General features: G+C 49.8%; 15 protein-coding genes. All 15 read right to left on the bottom strand.

Annotated features, from left to right (window positions below; genetic code table 11):
* Window position 1: 1 nt before the first annotated feature.
* Window positions 2-1,285 (bottom strand): rhamnosyltransferase WsaF family glycosyltransferase, encoded by a 1,284-nt coding sequence (locus tag OHL20_RS13530; protein ID WP_263383706.1) that lies wholly within the window; start codon window positions 1,283-1,285, stop codon window positions 2-4.
* A 5-nt stretch (window positions 1,286-1,290) separates the two neighbouring features.
* Window positions 1,291-2,373 carry a glycosyltransferase gene (locus tag OHL20_RS13525; protein ID WP_263385012.1) on the bottom strand — a complete coding sequence of 361 codons (1,083 nt, stop codon included), beginning with the start codon at window positions 2,371-2,373 and terminating at the stop codon, window positions 1,291-1,293.
* Window positions 2,374-2,515: 142 nt separating this feature from the next.
* A complete protein-coding gene (locus OHL20_RS13520; protein WP_263383705.1) occupies window positions 2,516-3,634 on the bottom strand; it encodes a glycosyltransferase family 2 protein in 1,119 nt (372 codons plus the stop codon).
* Window positions 3,635-3,691: 57 nt separating this feature from the next.
* Window positions 3,692-4,831 carry a right-handed parallel beta-helix repeat-containing protein gene (locus OHL20_RS13515; RefSeq protein ID WP_263383704.1) on the bottom strand — a complete coding sequence of 380 codons (1,140 nt, stop codon included), beginning with the start codon at window positions 4,829-4,831 and terminating at the stop codon, window positions 3,692-3,694.
* A 420-nt stretch (window positions 4,832-5,251) separates the two neighbouring features.
* Entirely contained in the window at window positions 5,252-7,231 is a 1,980-nt protein-coding gene (locus OHL20_RS13510; protein WP_263383703.1) for a hypothetical protein, read from the bottom strand.
* Complete coding sequence (locus OHL20_RS13505; RefSeq protein ID WP_263383702.1) at window positions 7,222-8,571, bottom strand: polysaccharide deacetylase family protein; 1,350 nt, start codon at window positions 8,569-8,571, stop codon at window positions 7,222-7,224. The genes OHL20_RS13510 and OHL20_RS13505 overlap by 10 nt, the downstream gene beginning before the upstream one ends.
* A gap of 13 nt (window positions 8,572-8,584) precedes the next feature.
* On the bottom strand, window positions 8,585-9,682 hold the full coding sequence (locus OHL20_RS13500; protein ID WP_263383701.1) for a GNAT family N-acetyltransferase: 1,098 nt from the start codon (window positions 9,680-9,682) through the stop codon (window positions 8,585-8,587).
* Window positions 9,679-10,446 carry a class I SAM-dependent methyltransferase gene (locus tag OHL20_RS13495; RefSeq protein ID WP_263383700.1) on the bottom strand — a complete coding sequence of 256 codons (768 nt, stop codon included), beginning with the start codon at window positions 10,444-10,446 and terminating at the stop codon, window positions 9,679-9,681. The genes OHL20_RS13500 and OHL20_RS13495 overlap by 4 nt, the downstream gene beginning before the upstream one ends.
* A gap of 60 nt (window positions 10,447-10,506) precedes the next feature.
* Window positions 10,507-11,370: a glycosyltransferase family 2 protein gene (locus OHL20_RS13490; protein ID WP_263383699.1), complete on the bottom strand. Its 864-nt coding sequence runs from the start codon at window positions 11,368-11,370 to the stop codon at window positions 10,507-10,509.
* The gene (locus OHL20_RS13485) at window positions 11,355-12,617 is read right to left on the bottom strand and encodes a glycosyltransferase family 4 protein (RefSeq protein ID WP_263383698.1); all 1,263 of its coding nucleotides are present in this window, start codon (window positions 12,615-12,617) and stop codon (window positions 11,355-11,357) included. The genes OHL20_RS13490 and OHL20_RS13485 overlap by 16 nt, the downstream gene beginning before the upstream one ends.
* A complete protein-coding gene (locus OHL20_RS13480; RefSeq protein ID WP_263383697.1) occupies window positions 12,607-14,007 on the bottom strand; it encodes an O-antigen ligase family protein in 1,401 nt (466 codons plus the stop codon). Before OHL20_RS13480 ends, OHL20_RS13485 begins: the two co-directional genes overlap by 11 nt.
* Before the next feature lie 34 nt (window positions 14,008-14,041).
* Complete coding sequence (locus OHL20_RS13475; protein ID WP_263383696.1) at window positions 14,042-15,058, bottom strand: glycosyltransferase family 2 protein; 1,017 nt, start codon at window positions 15,056-15,058, stop codon at window positions 14,042-14,044.
* Window positions 15,055-16,650, bottom strand: a complete 1,596-nt coding sequence (locus tag OHL20_RS13470; RefSeq protein WP_263383695.1) for an O-antigen translocase — start codon at window positions 16,648-16,650, stop codon at window positions 15,055-15,057. Before OHL20_RS13470 ends, OHL20_RS13475 begins: the two co-directional genes overlap by 4 nt.
* A 98-nt stretch (window positions 16,651-16,748) precedes the next feature.
* Window positions 16,749-17,555: a sugar transferase gene (locus OHL20_RS13465; RefSeq protein ID WP_263383694.1), complete on the bottom strand. Its 807-nt coding sequence runs from the start codon at window positions 17,553-17,555 to the stop codon at window positions 16,749-16,751.
* Between the two features lie 447 nt (window positions 17,556-18,002).
* Window positions 18,003-18,572, bottom strand: coding sequence for a transcription termination/antitermination protein NusG (gene nusG / locus OHL20_RS13460; RefSeq protein ID WP_263383693.1), 570 nt, complete (start codon window positions 18,570-18,572; stop codon window positions 18,003-18,005).
* Window positions 18,573-18,683: the final 111 nt, after the last annotated feature.

Here is an 18,683-nt window from a genome sequence, read left to right as displayed (position 1 = left end):
ACTAATGGTGTGCGAGAGCAGTGGGAGTGTCAGTGCTGACTTCTAAGACTGAGCTTGAAAGTTCTGTATCAGAAACAGCTCGTCTCAGAATATTCTCGACTGTCGCTCCCGCACTCTCCCACGTCGAGTTACGCACACTTGCAGAGGCAGCAGACGCAAGGGCCTCCCGTGCCGGCACACGGAAGACGTTCTCGAGTGCCGCAACAAGCGATTGCGGATAGGGGTCAGCGTACTCGACATACGGATTATCCAAGACCATGCGGTTCTGCGGGGCATCATTTACAACCGGAATACAGCCAGCAGCCAGCATCTCATGTGGAACCAGCGAGACGTTTGTAAGTGACAGGCTCAGTCCTGCGGAGCATCGATTGTAGAGTTCGTTCAATTCAAGAGGACTGATCCTGCCATGGTGCGTACAAGGAAACGGAATCGCGCCTAACTGCTCGCCGTAGAGGTGGATCTGAACGTCCGGATTTCTCTGTGCGAACAACTCCAATGCCATCATGCCGAGCTCGTAGCCTCTGCGCGCCGCCTCTGGCCTGGCATAGAAGACAATGCCTGAACGCTGAAACCGTGGGAGGAGGTGATACACCGAAGTGTCGCAACCGAACTCAAAAGCCTCCGCTATCATTCCGAACTCGCTGGCAAGTCTTTCAGATAGCCATCTTCCGGCTGTAATTGCTTGAAATCCCATTCGATAGGTATTCTCTGCCAAGAGGCTGATGGCACCGACAGGATAGAAGGATGGTTCAAAATCCTGCACAAAATAGAACTTCTTCGCGGCAGCGGCGGAGTTGAACACTGGGTAGGCCGTCGCCCAGGAAGTAGCAATCACCGCGTGTGCATCTTCCATGTTGTTGTTGAGATCCTTGATCTGCCCGGTGAAACCATAAGATTCTCGTGCTATCTTCTCGTAATACAGATGATCGCCGCCATAGACATTGTAAAAATGGAGTCTATTGGTGTGGCCGCGATCCTCAAGATAACGAATAATTCGGAAGAGTGTTGTGTGACCTCCAGAGCGTGGCGCGGCTGGGATGATCACCCAGTTGATGGTGAGCGGTTCACCAGGACTGTGGTAAAGACTGTGTGCCACTACCGGATGGGCTAGATCCGCAGCCAGCACATCGGCACGCCTTACAGGTAAATCCGAGTTTGGTTGAATGAGGCGGGCGGCCGCGGCCGAGCGCAAGCGTGCGGCTAACCCTCGATACCCCGTAGCACCCCAGATGCTCCACAGTTGGCGATAACGGCGGCCCATCTGAGCGAGAATCTCATTTCCCATCTTGATCACCTAACCTGATATATCTGACTAGCTTTGCTATTTCGCTTGTCCTGAAATTCCCGTGAAAGTCTCTGCCACGTCTTTTTGATTGGACGTCCCAAGATCATCGGTCGAATGACGAGGGCACGCCCCAGAAACCGCAACGCTTGCAAGTTTTCTTTCATCATCCAATAAGTCATGGCCATACAAAGGAAGGCATCAGCGATCACCCAAGGCTCTGCTGATCCAAGTTCCCCTGAGGTAAACGTCGCCAGCATCGTCAGTGCCAAAGTGAATTTACCGGCGCGGCTTAGATTGCGACCACACACAAGATAGCCTCTCGCTATCCCGGTCTGCTGAGCGGCTTTACTGACGCCCATCCGGATTAACAGTTCCGAATCGATCTCACTTATATTCTCTAGCAGGTCTGGCTGTGCTACCCTCCGCTGTCGCGCCGAAGCTTGGCATGCCAGCGCACCATACGCCTGCTGCACGGTCCTCGATATCGATACCTGAGAACCATGAACTCTGTACTTTAGGAGTATCTCAGACAGGTTGGCCAACGCATGTTGATCTGCGATTCTCAGCCAGAGATCGTAATCCTCTGCATAGGGCACATTGCGATAGCCCCCCAGCGAGATAAATGTCTCTGCCGTGAGCATCACCGACGGATGCCACAAGACATTTGCATCAGGCAGTGCCCTCTTGATTTGGCGATCATGTAGAGGCCGCTTTGCAACGGTAAGAATTCGTCCTAAACTGTCTATAAACGCAACCGCGCTCCCAACAACGCTGATTTCTGGATGAGCCTCCAAGAACTGGACCTGCAAAGCAAGTCTAGTTCTTACTGCGACATCATCGGCATCCATCCTGGCAAGATACTTGCCTCGAGCAAGCCCACACGCCCGGTTCAGTGACTTTACCAATCCAAGATTATCCTGAGCAATTACGGTAATACGTTTGTCTTCGAGCGCATACGCATCCAGGATAGATTTTGATCGATCCGATGAGCCATCATCCACAACAATAAATTCGAAGTCTGAAAAGGTTTGGTCAAGAATGCTTCGAACGGACTCACCCAAGAACTCCTCTCCGTTGTAGACACTCATAACCACAGAGACAAGTGGACTTGGCATGGCAATTCTCAATTTCAGAAAACTTCAGTAGGGATGGTAAGAGGAGGGTTACCTTTTTCAAAAGAACCGAAGCACTCAGGCAGCGGCCCAGTACAGGCTATCCAGATGATCCATATCAGGCGGCACGAAGACCGGCGACGAGCATCCTCACATGAGCCAATAGGCTCCTTGGGACGCCGAAACCAAGAAGAAGCATCTTGAGGGGCAGAAGCAACTGTACTGGGTTTTGAAGGATGCTTCTTCGATAGAACTGAGCAGCAGACGTACGTTGGCCCTCTTTCCACAAGCGATCTCCAAACCCTTCGAACACTTTTGCACGTACATAACGCTGAGAGTCGATGCCGGGAATTTGATCACAAATGATTGCCTCAATCTCAGAAGAGGTGAGCGACCACTGACTACCCTGATATTTCTTACTAAGGCATTGTCGAACAAGTTCCTTAGCGACCGCCCTAAGACAGTCTCTCTCGAGGCTTTCAAGATGTCTTTCCTGTGCTTCAAGCCTCATCATTAATGGTATTGCTAGATCCCCTTCTGAACACTTGTGCAGGTTTTCAACCTTCGCCAGCTCCTGCGTCATGCTCCCTTCATGAGCCCGATAGCACACCATGCTCTCTGCGAAATAAGCCACGTCGTATTCAAGTGCGAAACGACACCAGAGATACCAGTCACCACTCCACTCCATAGCGCCGGAGATCGGGAACATGCTGATGTCTTCATAGCAGGATCGCCGCACAAGAACGGACGCCGCAACAACAAAGTTATGCTCCAACAAACTCTTTACAAACCTTCGACCGCTAACGACACAATCGTTTTTGGCAAAGATTGAGTATTTCAAAACCTCTAGTTCAGCCCCGGAGCGAACCTCTGTGCCCGGACAGAACGCGTAGCCCACATTCTTGAACTTCTCCAGCAAAGTGACATAACGCTCCAACACTTGTGGCGACTTGAGATAGTCATCGGCTGAAATAAGCCAGATATAATCACCCTTGGATAGAGAAATTCCGGCATTGTAATTTTTGAGATGTCCCAGATTTTGTGGATTGCGAATATACCTGACCCGGTCATCCCGGAACGACAAAGCAACCTCGGCTGTGTGATCTGGAGAGACATCATCCATGATCAACACTTCCAGATTGCTGTATGTCTGAAGCAGAATAGAATCCACACACTCTTTAAGTAAGTGTGCCAATCGATAACAAGGCACAACAAAGCTGACAGTTGGATTGCTCATATACATATCTCGGAGAAACTTCAGGTGTGGACGTCATCATCGAACCTCTAAGGGGAATTAGTGAACAATGACATTCAGGTTTGTTGGGGGGGCCGGAGCAGTTCCCGGGTATTCATAAGCGCCAATATCCCATCCTCCCTTAGCGCCGCGAGTCCTGCCATCCATGTCTTTGTTGATGTAGCCATCGGCGGTAAGCGCCTTGCCCTTGCCTATGAGAGGTGAGTTAGCTACAGGCTGAAATAGGCCTCCCCCCACATTCTGGAACGTGTTGCCGGTGTCAATAAATGTGAACGATCCCACCTCGCCTGAGGGCCACGTGTAACCTGTCAATGACGTATAGCTATATGCGTTATAACCGCTGTTTGCAGCACCTAGGCTATTTGAGACATTGTAGAACACATTGTTATATACCTGATCCGCAGCATTCATCGTGCTCCCATTAGAAGAGATGAACCCATACGCTGCCGCAGATGGAGCATGAAAGACATTGTTGTAGATGTAAATCGGGCCGTAGTTGCCCGGCGCCTTCGTTGTTATGAACGATAAAGAGCTTGCGTAGAATACATTTCCATAAAAACTGAAGTTTGTAGCTCCACCGAATTCAAAGAAGATTCCGTCGTTTGGCGAGTTCTTAATGATGTTGTATCGCCAGGTAACATTACTCGATGGATAGGAATACATCACATCTTCATGATCGACGCCGTCACCAATGGTATCTGCAATGTGATTGTATTCAACGGTAACACCGTTCCAGTTTGACGATCTCAGGGCTTCACTGATGCCGTGAATTGAACAATTGCTTATAAGAAGATTAGTGACTTGGTTTGTGGATGGAGCGATATTTATTCCATACGCGGCAGTACTGCAGGGTTTTGTAGAAGTACAGTAAGGTCCCACTACTTCGATGTTGTACAACTTGACGCTATCGATTGATCCAGACTGGGCTCCAACGATTCCGTTTCCTCCTCCGGGTGGGATAGTGATTTGCATGCCATAGGTCGATGCGGGATAACGAGACCGACCATCGACGGTGACATTGCTTCCGCTTGCTATGTTGATCGCCGGATTGGCTGTCAGGCTTACCAGGCCATCGAATGCTGCGTTCCAGCCTGCCGCAGCAGTAGGAGACACGTCTGATGCTAGAACTTTGTTAATAGTGATTGGCTGACCTGCACTACATGTCTTACTGAGTGTCATCGTACTCTTATAAGTTCCACTTGCGATCCAGACTGTGTCTCCGCATGCAACGCTAGTTGCCGAGATACTTCCTAGATCAGTCCATGCATTGTTCCAGTCTGTGCCTGTTCCATTACCAACCGCTGCTTGACGAACATAAAAGTTAGAACCATAAGCTCTCAGTGAACTCAGAGCAATAATCACGAAACAGCACTTCAAGGATTGCTTCACGTTGAGTAGCCTCTTGAACAAACATTTCTAGAACAATCGAAGAGAGACACGAGACAGTCGTGGCACTCTCTCCGTGTTATTTACTCAATGTTCTAACATTAACGTTATTAAAAAGAAATGCATAGTTCTGAGCAACTATGATAGACATGTTCTTTGCGCATACTCTTTATCGTGAGCATGTTCCGCGTTCTGTCTCTAGGATTCTCAACATCAAGCACTTACCCTGTCTATATGAACCTCTCTGCACACTCGTTTTTTACGCCACCATAAATAACCGAATGTGAGGATCACTAAACAACCCAATGCCAAGATTCCGTCAGCCCACATTTTGCTATGAGTAACATACGAGGCGGAGAGCGCTCGTCCTAGATTAGAACGGGAAACCACTTCGTCTCGAAAGTCGGACAGCATGCGAATGACGTAGACATATGTAGAATCTTTCGCAATCTTTACTTGCGAGAGCGCCAATTCATTGCCATAGATGACTGCAATTGTACGTTGACTCTTTGCCGGCACTATGACATCGAGTGAGAGATTCCTACTGGTCCGGTTGAATGGCACGCTCGCAGTTCCTACGAAAACCGTGATCGGGTATGTAAAGTCCTCACGACGATTCATATGGTAAGTGACTGGGTACTCGCGATGATTCTCCAGCTGTATTACAGGTGAGACTGCTTCAACGTCTACGCCACCATCGTCCCGGAGTTTCTCAAGATAAAGGTGCTTCGCGATCATTCCCAGGCTGACCCACTGCGTACTCGGATCTACTCTGTTTACCCAATCTGCCGTCTCGTTGAACGCAGCGATTTCCGCCGAAAAGAAGTTTTGATGAACATAGAAAAGCATTGGATTACCGAGGTAATCATCAATGGCGAGTTGGGTACGGGGGATAGATGTCTCCGCGGAATACCGCCGAAGACTAGGAAAATTTTCAAAATCCAGGCTGCCACTTCTGAGAGCAAAGGAGAGCCCAGCCGGTGCTGCGGCATCAGAGGGAACACTCAATGAATTTGCTGTAGCCAAATAGTTATAACGTCTCAGTACACCAAGTGTTGCGGTTGGCGATATCGAATGAGGAAACACCATAACTCTGTCATAAGGAATACTGGTGAGTTGGTGGAATCTCTCCATGCGTCCGAGCGCTTGCCGGATGTTCGAGGATTGTTCAACAAGCGGGTGATCAGCAAGCGGACCGAACTCCTGATGCACATGATTGTTGCCGTGGATGGCGATGGATAATCTATTGGGGTAATCTCGAAAAAGAGAGACTACTCTAGACTGGCTGCGGTCAAAATTCCACGGGATGAACGCCATGGTGACGTGAAAGTTTTTGCGGATAGCCTCTTTGAGTAAACCTTCGTAGTCCACGTGCCCATATGGTTGTCGCAGCCAAACATCATCGATTGTGAGATTGGCAAATGCCGCAGGAGCATGCCAAGCGCGCTCACCTGCTGCGTAATGAAGAAAAACCATTGGAACAATCAAATCCGCAAATACTTGTATTTGGCGGTAGGGATCTGCGGTGAGCGACGGTGAATCGGTCGGAACATTCGTAGCAAAAAATACTTCCTGACCATCAACCAACACTCGTGCCAGCACGGGATATGCTTGATCTCCTTCATGTACGGTCAAAAGTTGTTCTGCACTCCCTTTCTCGCGGATAACAAGATAAGAGGCTCCATCGGTATTCAGCGGGAAAGTAGTACCACCAAGTGGACCGGTGACAGTGGCTGAATGCAACACTGCATAAGAAGCGGTATGACCATCATGAATGCTTCCCGAACTCTGGATGGACCCACCGGACCAACGCTCCAGCTTTTCGTTTTTTGTTGTCTCATCAATAGAGTCAATCAGCCATGGTACGGCCTTATCCCGGCCATGCAGTGCAAGGGAGACCACTCGAGGATCGAGCTTGGAAAGTGCTTCCGCAGTTGTAACCACCGCCACGGTCTCAGGAGAGCGAATTGCCCGAAGAAGTTCTGCATTATCGGGATGCTGCTTGACTGAGACGACGTTGAGGTCAAGTCCGTAAAATGAAGAAACTGAGGCTAACTTCTGATGAGATGTCGACCGTGCGCCTGAACTCTCGATAAGCACAATGCTGGCTCCAAAGGCGGACGCATGTCCTAAAAAGAGAGAAACGCTGGCCAGCCATCGCCAGAAACAGGTTGGATATATGCTCAACTGCACACTGCACTCTCGAACTCGTAGCAAACCCTGTTCGAGCTAAGAACGGCGTGAGCAATACATGCATGCTCTGATCCTTGTCCCTCAATCGCCCAATGGTTGCCACGTCGCACTAATTTCATTGCAGCTCGTTCCCGCCACCACTTGTTCACTTCTCCCGGAAGCGCCACCCAAAGATTAGCTTTGGCTCGTAGATCATCCAAGCGAGCCAGCAATGCCTCATAGCTCGCCCGTGCTGCTCTTGATTTTAGATAATCTGGATGAACAATAAAGCTGATGAGACCATTCTGCTGCATGATGCACTGGATTTGCTCATCCCATATTTTCATAGAGTAATCCTCAAGCACATGGAACAGCGTGTAGTCCTGGATCGTGGTAACGGGCAATTCCAATATGTCGTCCACGAAATAGGGCATCACAGTGCAGCATCCTCCCGCCTGAGGATCAAAACGTGCGACGTTCGGGACGGACATGTCGTACGACACCTCCAAGGCGCTCATCCACTCCTGCTTGCGATAGAGAGCTCCCGACCTGAAACCTTGCGTCTGAAAATCTCTGGTGAAGCTATTGATCACCTCGGCGGCAATCAGGAACCGCGCATGATCTTCAAAAAGATGGCCGTCATGTTTCAAGTCATGGCAGTTCACCTCGAAACCACGGGACCTGATCTGCTCAAGCCGCTTTTGAGTTACTGAGTATCGTGCATCCGGGATAAGTTGAAACGAACTCTTAATCCCAAATGAATCGTCTATGTTCATAAGCTCATCTACGAAATCGAGACCAACGGATGTTTCGACGTCATGGGTCATCATCGCGCAACTTGACTTGCCTTCAGGCCAGAACCAGATAAATGGGATCTTCCTCTCCGGAGAAGCCATCAGGAGGGAGTGCATTATCGTTGCAAACATCTTATCCACCGTGCAGTCTACAGGCCAACTGGGAAAAGCCTCAATTTGTCTTCTCTCAAGCCATAGCTTTTGTAGATGTCGCCGCACGGCTACAGGTAGCATCGGTCGGACGGTGTAGTACATGAAATGAAGGATGGACTTAAGTTTGTTTTGATCTACATCTCTTACATAGCGTTCGTACCGGTGATTTGCGGCTACTTCGCTGGGATTGAAAGGCAAGAGACAGTGTCCGTCCTTAAATTGCATACCTTGTAGAGCGTCAGACAAGTTGTCAGATGCCTTCTCACAGACGGGCACCCCTGCACGCCCATAGCAGATTAGCCCCGTGCCAAAACGAAAGAAACCTGCATGCTTTTCAGCGGTTGCGGGGTTCAATGGTCGAAGATCAATGAGCTCTTCAGGGCAGCAATAATAATCAACAAATGCACTTTTCATAGACTGATGACCGCTAACCCATATGTCTGTACATCATTCTTCCGACACCAATCAAAACTGGGTCGGGCATACGACAAAGTACTTCCCTTGCGCAAAGGAGGGCCTTTGACCGAGGCTGCTTCATCTTTCTCTGTGTAGACACATCGCGTAGATAGCAAAGCTCTGAGGGCAACCCGCCGAGTCTCTCCTTGAAAGTACTGAGACCAGGCTCATGAGTATCGGATCGGCCAAGTTCAAGGCAGTTCGCGCCCAACCCTTTTGCTTGCTGGATGACCTTCCAGAACAGAAACGGAGTGCCGCCGAGAGCACTAAAGCGCTCGTCGGAGCAGCCATACTTGTACATAACGACTCTTTTGTATTCAAGAGTAAGGATGCTCGCAATCGGAGTTCCGTCTTTTGAAACAACATGAATTGTGAGCATTGTCCCGAGCTGATCAATTAAATTTTCAAACCAGGACCGTGGTTGAGGCGGCAGCTTGTGTTTTCTACGAGTACGTAGAAAGAGGTCATAAAAGTTTGCGAGAATCTCTTTATTTCTGCCCGCCACGTATCTTAAATCCTCACGATCAGCTCGCTTTATCTTACGGCGGACACAGCTATCGTGCAGCCCTTTGTAGAGCACTTCAAGGGGAGGTTGAAGGTCAATCCGATGCATTAGGAATGCCTGGCTTGGCTGTAATAGAGACGCTGTTTCGACTTCAACATCACGAGATAGAGGCCGCATTTCCAAATATTTGCCCCTTGTGGCCAAACGAATGTTACAAACATGCTTCAGTATTTCCCGAAGATCACGGCCCACCGCAAGTGGCTGACAATGGTCGGAGAACGGAAGGGACACGAGTCGGTGGCCCGTGAGCCAGCTCTTTACTTTACAAAACACAATGGCGTTCTCCAGCTCGAGACCATGTGAGGTTGTGAAACCTACTGGTTCGTAATCATAGCTGTGTTTGAGTGCGGCTAACCACTCTCGCGTATGGAAAACAGAAGCCTCGTTATGTCTAGCGAGGAACTTGGGCCATCGTGGATCGCTCAAAGGAGAGAATTCCTGCACGGTTAAAGCTGGGGAAAGCTCAGTGTCCACATCGGAACATTCTAAGGTGGGATTGCTCATTCTGCCTTCAAGTAACAAATATATTCATTGCCTAACCAGCCGCAGCGGCTCTGAGAACTCGTGCCGAAAACAAGCTGTACCAGCTTGTACTCGAGAGCACTTCCAAGTAGTCGATGAAGGCCAGGAAGTGGAATTCGTGCATAGCGAAACAATTGCTCAACTTCAAAGCCGTGCTGTGCCCACAGGGAGAAGACGTCGGCAGCTTCGAACAGATTAGTTGCATACACGGCCGGCGCAAACACCTCTCGGCAACGACCCCACAGTCTTGCCAGCCAACCGACTGGATGACGAGAATCTGTGAACTCCATAATGATGCGACCACCCGGCCGAATGACTTTCTTAATTTTGGCCATGAATTCTTCGGGTGAGTCTACATGAGCAAGAACACCAACCGTGACAATCAAGTCAAACGAGTGAACGGCGAGATCAGCATGTAGGAAGTTTTTGTTGTAGATCTTTACATTATCGGCAAACTCTGGAAGCACGTGCCTTTGCGCGGCCTGAACCATCCCGCTCGAAAGATCCATGAGCGTAAGGCGCTTCCCCGCGTTCTGCAGTTGCAGGGAGATAGAACCATCACCGCAACCGATATCCAGAAGATCCGTCCACGGAACTCTCCGGGAGAAGTTGTTCACTGCGTGCATGCGGCAGCGCACATCCACACCACGTTGATCTAGATACTTTGGGGTGTTCTCAAAGACTTTCCGGACCTTTTCGCTACGGGAATCGGTCTGCCCAAAAAGGACCACCTTCTTATTAATCATTGCAGGACTACTCATATAAATCCGACCTTGTGCAACTCGAGAATGTAAAGATGGAGCAGATCACTTCCATATGCTTTCAAGCAGGCAGAGACGTCTCAATTGTTGCTTTCTTGTGTAGGCGATGAGCTCTGCATCTTCCACACGTGGAATGCTCTTAATGTAACCACTCAGGAAACCCCACATAAGTCCGAAGGTGCCAGACAGGTAGGGCTTCTTGTAGATTCGACGAACACACTTCAGCAGAAAGAACAGGGGATGGTAGCCCGTGGCATAATTAGCGCGACCGTTCTTCACCGAATCCTTCCAAGCCCCTTCAGCAGCTCCAGTAAAGCGGTAATGTGACACCCGGAGCTCGGCGAATGTTCTCGTTCTCCAGCCGAGCATATTTGCTTTGACTTCGTCGATCGTGTCCCAACCCGGCGCCCGAAGAAGACCTCCTAATTGCTTCCAACACTCACGTCTATAAATCTTGGTAGCTCCGCGCACGTGAAACATCGGGTGTGACTCCAACTTCACTTTCCCATCCACCTCGTGGTATATCCCGCCGCCGCCTATGCCGAGACGCTTGTCTGATTCAAAACAATCAAAACAGCGTTCGAAATAATCTGCAGAAAAGCTTAAATCACCATCAAGCTTCACGAGAAAGTCCCAACTCTCACTTTCCAGATGATCGTACCCATCATAGAACGTGTTGATGACACCTCCGCCCGCCTCACGATAACCACGATTTGGACGATGCCTTGCCTTGATCCATGGGAAATCGGCTCCGTAGTGATCGATCACTGCACCGGTACCATCAACCGACCCGTCGTTCACGATAATCCATTCGATCGGAAGGATGGTCTGCCGAATTACGGAGAGAATCGTCCGCTCGATGTATTCCTCTTCGTCACGAACCGGTGTAATAATTACATATTTTGGCATTGGTCACCTACCGTCACGTTGTAGTCCAGTTCAGTCGAACCACACAGCTTGTCTACCAGATCAAGGTATTGATATTTCTTGGCGTCCCAGGTATTCACTTCAACGTATTGAAGAGCATTTTGGACTAACTCTGCTCGCCGTTCAGCATCTCGTCTCAGCCGGAGCATGCACTGGGCAAGTTCTACATGGTCATCGTTGCTGTAGTACTCGATGAGAGAGTCATCATAGTAGTGCGTATGGATCTTTGTTCGGCAGGCGATCACCGGAACTCCGAGTGCCATGAACTCCATGATTTTTGTGCTTAGGGCTTCGTTTCCGAAAGCGGATGTTGTACGCTTCGGCTCTATAGCCAGATCACATGAGGCCATGATCTTGGCAATCTCGCAGCTTGGCAAAGGATTGTGGAAGAATATCTGATTCGACAAACCAAAAGACGCTGTCAGCTCTATTAGAGATTTCTTTGCAGAGCCCTCTCCGTATATGTGAAATTCACAGTCGGCTAATTCCTTCGCTATCTCTGCAAATGCTCTAACAGCCACATCAAGGCCTTGATGATCACTCAGGGAGCCCGGATACATCATAGTGAATTTTCCAGATACAGACCTCTGGCGCAAACGCTGCGCTACAAAGATCTTCATATCAGGCCTGTTCCTGACGACACTGCATTTCTCATTATTGGCAGAGCGCTGTGCCAGCCGTCGGCACCAAATGTCATTTGCGACAATTACATGATTGGCTAACGATGCTGACATCCGCTCCACCAACACTAGAAGTTTGAACAGCATCCCTGTGCGGCTCGCCTTGAACTTACTCGCGTAGAGCTCGGGAAGAAGGTCATGGATGTCCAGGATCACAGGGACACGGTCCATCTTGAGAGGGAGAGCCGAAAAAACGAGAAAGTCTGGGACATTGTGGATATGAACGAGATCGTATGCATGCTCAGAATGCATTTTTCGAAGATAAGATGCCGCATGAAAACAAAAGCGCACAACCCTAAAGGCGTAACTGAACAGTCCACGCTCGTCCACATTCCGGACTTGAATACGATGGACGTTGACGCCGTTGAGCGGTTCAAATAAAGGTAAGCTTGCATCTCGCTTGAGGGCAATGACATCTACGATATGCCCTTGCTCGCGAAGTGCGGCTGTGTACTGAAGGATTCGAGTGTCGCTCTCGTAAAACGTATAGGCGAGCATGCATACCCGCATCGGTCGAATTCCTGTATTTGGGAATATTTCATGTGGCATAAAGCATCATCTCCTCATCAACGCTTGCCGAATTTGTCTTGGCGGCAAACCGCTCCATCCGAACGCCTTGTTGAGCGCTGCCTGCAAGCGCAATCAGTATCCAAGCCATGTAACCCTGCTGACCCCAGCTATATCCAGCAACACTGTAGAGCAGAATGTAAAACCCTAAGAGTGATATGAAGATCACACCACTCAATTGCCAATCCAGACCACTTCGCTGTCGGTAGCTTTTGAAGGCTATGTTTAGCGCTGCGAGCAACAGCAGACCGATCAGGATTAGTCCTACATAGCCTGTTTCGTACAGAAACGCCGCCCAGTTGTTGTCGCATGTATACCAATGCTGCAGGGAGCCTAGGAAGAGTATGTCAAGTCCCTTTTCGCGAAATGTTCCGAGACCAAATCCGAGAAGCATCCGCCCCGGATCCTTCCCAACAGCTTCGATGATGGAGGTCAGGAGCGCATCACGGTATAGGTAAGAAGCTCCGACAGGACTTGATGGATCGGTTGATGATTGATAGAGACCCTTGACTGTTTGTAAGACTCCAGGACGCGCCAGAAGAGCCGAGCTTGCGACTCCCATGATCACTAGAAGATATCGCCGCACCCGATTGTGGATTAGACAATACAACAAGCCACAACATAGGATCGTAGCGATCCATGGACCCCGGCTCGTGGTCTTGTAGAGGGACCAGAACATCAGGGCCAGTGTGACCCACAGCACTCTCCTCTGGAACCGATCCTGCCAAATGCTAATCAGATAGAGCGTAAGCGGAATGCTCATGGCTAAAGCATCCCCAAAGAGAATGGGATGAGGGAATGTAGAGCGAACTCGCAAGCCGCGACCCCACTCCACATAGAGCGGGTCGATTCCACCGTTATAGGTGATCCAGAGATCGGATGGAAAAATTCGGAGGATACTCCATTTTGCATACACTTCAATCACGCTGAAGATGCAGCACACACCAACCGCCATCATCATGGCATACACGATCGAATGTAGGGTCTGTTTGCTCGATATCGTCTTTACGAAGATGTAGTACATCAAGTAGTACTCGACAACCTGAGAAATGATCTGCTTGGCACTGGTCGCTGAGGAGATCGAGTAGGATACGGAGAAAATTGCCCAAGTCCCGTGAAGGACCATGAGGTTCTTCAGGGGAATCACTTTCCTTGCAGTCCCTTTTCTTTGTATCAGGAACAGTAGGAAAAGGGTTGTTAGGGAAATTCTCATTGTGTTGAGATCGAAGACGCCCGGAATAATTAATCTCGATTCGAGAGGCATCAGCGTGAGGTAAAAACAAAACAATGGTAGGGCGTTTTCCAGACCACGACGACTCGTGGCAATCAGACTGTAAACGATAAACATTTGAAAACAGACAATGAGGATCATACTTTGGCTAGTAAGAAAGGTGAGTATCTATCGATCATGAAACACCTGTGCCCGTCGACCATGCACTTCGGCCAAGAGACCAGCTAAGTAAATTCCTCCACTTCGCTTTTGGGACAGTCATGCGTGGTTGCTCCCGGCTGAAAAAGCCTAGAAGTGTAAGGATGATGATGTGAAGGAGTGCGGTTGCAGCGATTGTCGGCCGGTAAAGCGCTGCATACCATCGCCCCCGCCTTAGCAGAAAGAATTGCAATACGGATTCACAAATCATAATGCTACTGAATTGATTAGATGTCTGTAGTGCACTTGATCCTCCTCCAAAATGAATGATCTCTGCCGACCGAATGTGATGGACCTTCCAACCTGCCTGCCTCACTCGGACACACAAATCAATATCCTCAACGTACATAAAATAGTCTTCACAGAAGTGATCTATTTCTTCCATTGCAGTCCGCTTGACCATCATGCAGGCACCTGAAATCGCAGCAACACTGATAGGGCCATTCCCTTGTGCGAATCTGGATCCAAGTCTTCGCCAGGTATAAAATTTACGAAGCACATCGATATTCAGGAACTGATTAAGGATTGTCGGCACGGGCATGATGCAGGTTGTTTGTAAAGAAAGATCCGAGTTGAGAATGCGAGGGCCAACCATTCCTATCTCTGGGCTATTCTCGAGAACCATAACTAAGTTATTGATTGCAGATCCCATCACAACTGTATCTGGGTTTAAGAAAAGTAGATTACGGCCAGAACTCTTGCTCACAGCTAAATTATTGGCCTTTGCAAAACCAAGATTTTGCTCACTCTGAATCAAAATGGTTTCGGGAAATTCTGATGCCAGCATTGCAGCACAGCCATCAAACGAAGCATTATCGACAACCACAACCTCGTAGATTAAATCGCTTGTTGTACTCCGAATACTGTTGAGACAGGATCTGAGATACTTACAAGAGTTCCAATTGATGATGATGATCGAGAGAACAACCACTCCTGCAGCACTTTCCGTCTCCGCTAAACGACTGGTGCATGCGGATAATTCATATCCTCTCAAGAGATGCCTCCTGGCATACGCCCCAGACCAGTGAAGCGGAGAATATTTTTAAGAGCAGCAGGAAGCGCTGCAAGATCGACGAGACCGATCAGTTCCCGAGTGGAGTAGATGGCACTCCCAAGTGTTGCTACTACTCCGATGGTCACGGCAGCAGTGAAGGGTGCTAGGTGAAACGCGAAGAATACGACTGCGATTGCGGCAGTAAATCCGATGCTGATCTTCTTGTTCGCGGAAGACCAACGGAAGCCGCTCATTTGCGATGTAATCATATACAGCAAGATTGCATGAACAACGTAGGATCCGAAAAAGGCGATCCCCGCCCCCACCGCGCCGAAGAAACTTATGCCGATCCACGCCAATCCAAGGCTCACAATGGTCCAGGCAATCTCGCATCCTATGAAGATGGCTTGTCTCGCCTTTGCGATGATAATGAAGCCGAGCGGCCAGGTCATCACCTGAAGGATTGCGCCAAGAGATATCCAACGAAGTATAGGAACAGCTCCCCCAAATTTAGCACTGTAGAAGAGTGCAATGACCAGTGGTGCGAATGTCAACGTAGCGAGCACGCCTGGTCCGGCCAGGAGGAGCCCTACATGTGTCTGCTCATTTACAAGGCGATTGCAGATCGTATTATCTGAAGCATGTGCCGAGAGTCGAGGATAGAAGTCGGCTCCCATTGCCTGAAGGATGAATCCCGCATATAAGCCGCCAAGTGTCCAGGCTGATTGATACAGCCCAGTAGCCTCAAAACCGACACGCCGAACAAGCATGATGCGAATCAGATAGGCAGCGCCGAGTGTCAGGAGACTGCTGGCCATGAACGCAAACCCAAGCTTGAGTAGGCTTCCGACCTCTTTTGTCAGAGTGGCGAACCGCGAGGTTGGTATCCGAGTCCGGGCTTTTCTGCTATACCACCAGGACGTTGCAGTCATCATGATTGCGACTGACGCGAGCGATGGAACTACACCGCGCTCCCTGAAGAAGTAGACAAGGGGAATACTGATGAGAGTTCCGAGCAATGAGCCCAGTACGCCTACCTTGGCAAGGTCACCGATGCGACGTAAGCCCTGAATAAGAGCACTCTGACCGCCGGAGATCAGACTGAAGAACACTACAACCGACAGGCCCGCGACTGCTCTTGCGTGGTGATCATTCCCAAAAGTTATGTTTGATATCTCTCTCGCGAACACGAGCAGCACTGCTCCACCCAGAATGCCGGAGATGAGTGACACGCGCCGAAGGACCATGGCGATGTGACCGACGTCCGTGGTTTGGCTAGAGCCGGCAGCTTCAGCAATCTGTCGGACACCGCTGCTGTTAACACCCATGCCCGCAACCGCTTGCACTAAGCCTGTGATAGAGCCGTAAAGACCGAAGAGTCCGAATCCCGCCGGGCCAAGTAGACTCGCTATCACCTTGGTGCGAACCACGCCGATGGCGATGTTTAATACCGATGACCCACCTACCAGAGCAGAAGACTTCAATATGCGGCCATACGAACTGCCGGTACCTGGCTCTGACGCCTGCAGGCCTTCCTGTATCTCCGTTGCTATCGCCGGCATCGCGCTAACCCCAAAATAACCTTCCTTCATTGCAAACGCTTACGAGCCGCTACTACGTTGTTCTAAAGTGTCCGTTAGAGGTATTGATGGAGAAGCCTCGCTGGAACTCGTAACAGAAAAAGAGCTTCTTAGCAGGCTCCGCGGCCTGAAAGCATTGCGCCCGGAGTCTGACACAGAATGTGCAGGTCAACCCAGAAGGAGCGGCTTCGTGCGTATCTAAGATCCATGCGTACCATCTCGTCAAAGGTTGTTGTCGATCTTCCTTGCACTTGCCATAATCCTGTAAGTCCAGGTTTTAGTTCGAGTACCCTTCGTCGGTGCCACGCCTGATACCGTCCAAATTCATAGGGCAGCGGCGGTCTCGGACCAACGAGTGACATGTCATCCAGCAACACATTGAAGAACTGTGGGAGTTCATCGAGGCTGGTTCTTCGCAGGAAGCTGCCGAAACGCGTCACCCTCGGATCATTGACTATCTTGAACAGGGTTCCATTACTTTTATCTTCGATCTCTCCTGAAATCAGCTTTGCAATGTAGTCCTCATGAATGCGTGGATCATTGTTCACATACATCGTTCTAAACTTATAGAACATGAACTCTCTGCCATGTTGCCCAATGCGCTTCTGACAAAAGAGAACCGGGCCCTTCGACGAGATCTTAACTAAAGCAGCGATGACCGGCAACACAGGTGAGAGCAGAAGCAAAGCAGCACAACTCCCTGCTATGTCTACAGAGCGTTTAAGCATCCTGCTCCACTTCTCTCCATCTTTCCCCGGAATGAACGGGAACCTGGAAATCTCCCCTCGGCTTTTCGACTGCTCCTCAGCGTTCTTGGGAAAGATTTCGTACGAGAGATCAAGTCGTTCATACCGCTCTTGCGTCATACCATGCTGAAGAGCGCTACGGACCTTCTGTAGTATCGTTACGATCGCCATCCCCTTGGAATGATCGATTTCTGTTGCAAGGATCGCTAAGGTCTTGCCAGTCTCGTACCAGCCGATGATGTCCGTCTCACGGGTGCTGTTTGCAACCGTCGAAGCGATGCCCTGGCTGAAGACTTCCTTCAGATCATGCCTGAAGTCCACACTACTTATGAGGAGAAGCATGAAATTGCGGCCTGATCGTTCCGTGCGACGATGCTCCACGCGCAACATTTGCAAAAAGAGTTCTCTTGACAGGATGAGCGCTGGAGCACTCTTTCTGGAAACGATGGATCGACCCTCCTGTACATAGGCCCTCCTCGTCGGATTTGCAGACAACGACTTCAGAGTAGACATTCAACGATCCTTTGTTCTGCTTGATAGTGCATGTGATGGTCGTTCCACTTCGGACTTGATCGCCTTATTCGCTTTTCGGCCAGCAGTGATCTGCCCGCCACCTTGTCAACCTTGTCCAACCTTCAGCAGTGGAGGCAAAATTTCGATTAGCTCTGCATCAACTTCGATTGATACGGATTGATGGAGCAGCGAGATCGGTACGAGCAGCAACCGCGAGGTCTTAGATCGTGAGATGAAGCCTTCGAGACCTGCAAGTGGTCCGGATCGGACGCGGACGCGCTCGCCGACGGCGATAGGGCCTACCACAGACCTTGCGCTACCAGTACGGAGACAGAGCTTAATGGCATCAATCTCCGAGTCTGGAATCAGGGCAGGCTTGCCGTTGTACGAAAGTATTCGTACGACACCATTCGTCATCAGAATTTTGCTTCGTTCCGCTGGTTCGATCTGCGCGAAGACATACCCTGGAAACAAAGGTGTTGCCAATTGAACCGTGCGGTCCTTCCAGCGGCTGGTCGTCACGAACGTAGGAAGGAAATTAGTGATCTCTCTCGAGCTAAGTTCCTTTGCCACCCGAGCTTCATGCTTTGGATAGGTATAGACCGCATACCATCCGCGGACTTCGCAAAAGTAGGGTGGGGAGATCTCCGAAGTTGTCGCTACTTGGCGAACCATGATTGTTCCTTACGCGGGCCAGAGCCGATTCTGGCAACACTCCGCGATCGTGACTCACATCGAGTCACTGTGGATAATTTAAGTACCTACGTGTGAGGCTTTGCATTTATG

The sequence above is a fragment of the Granulicella arctica genome (assembly GCF_025685605.1).
GTDB classification, from domain to species: domain Bacteria; phylum Acidobacteriota; class Terriglobia; order Terriglobales; family Acidobacteriaceae; genus Edaphobacter; species Edaphobacter arcticus.
The sequence above is the reverse complement of the archived record's forward strand: the minus strand, read 5'-3'. Positions and strand labels throughout refer to the sequence as shown.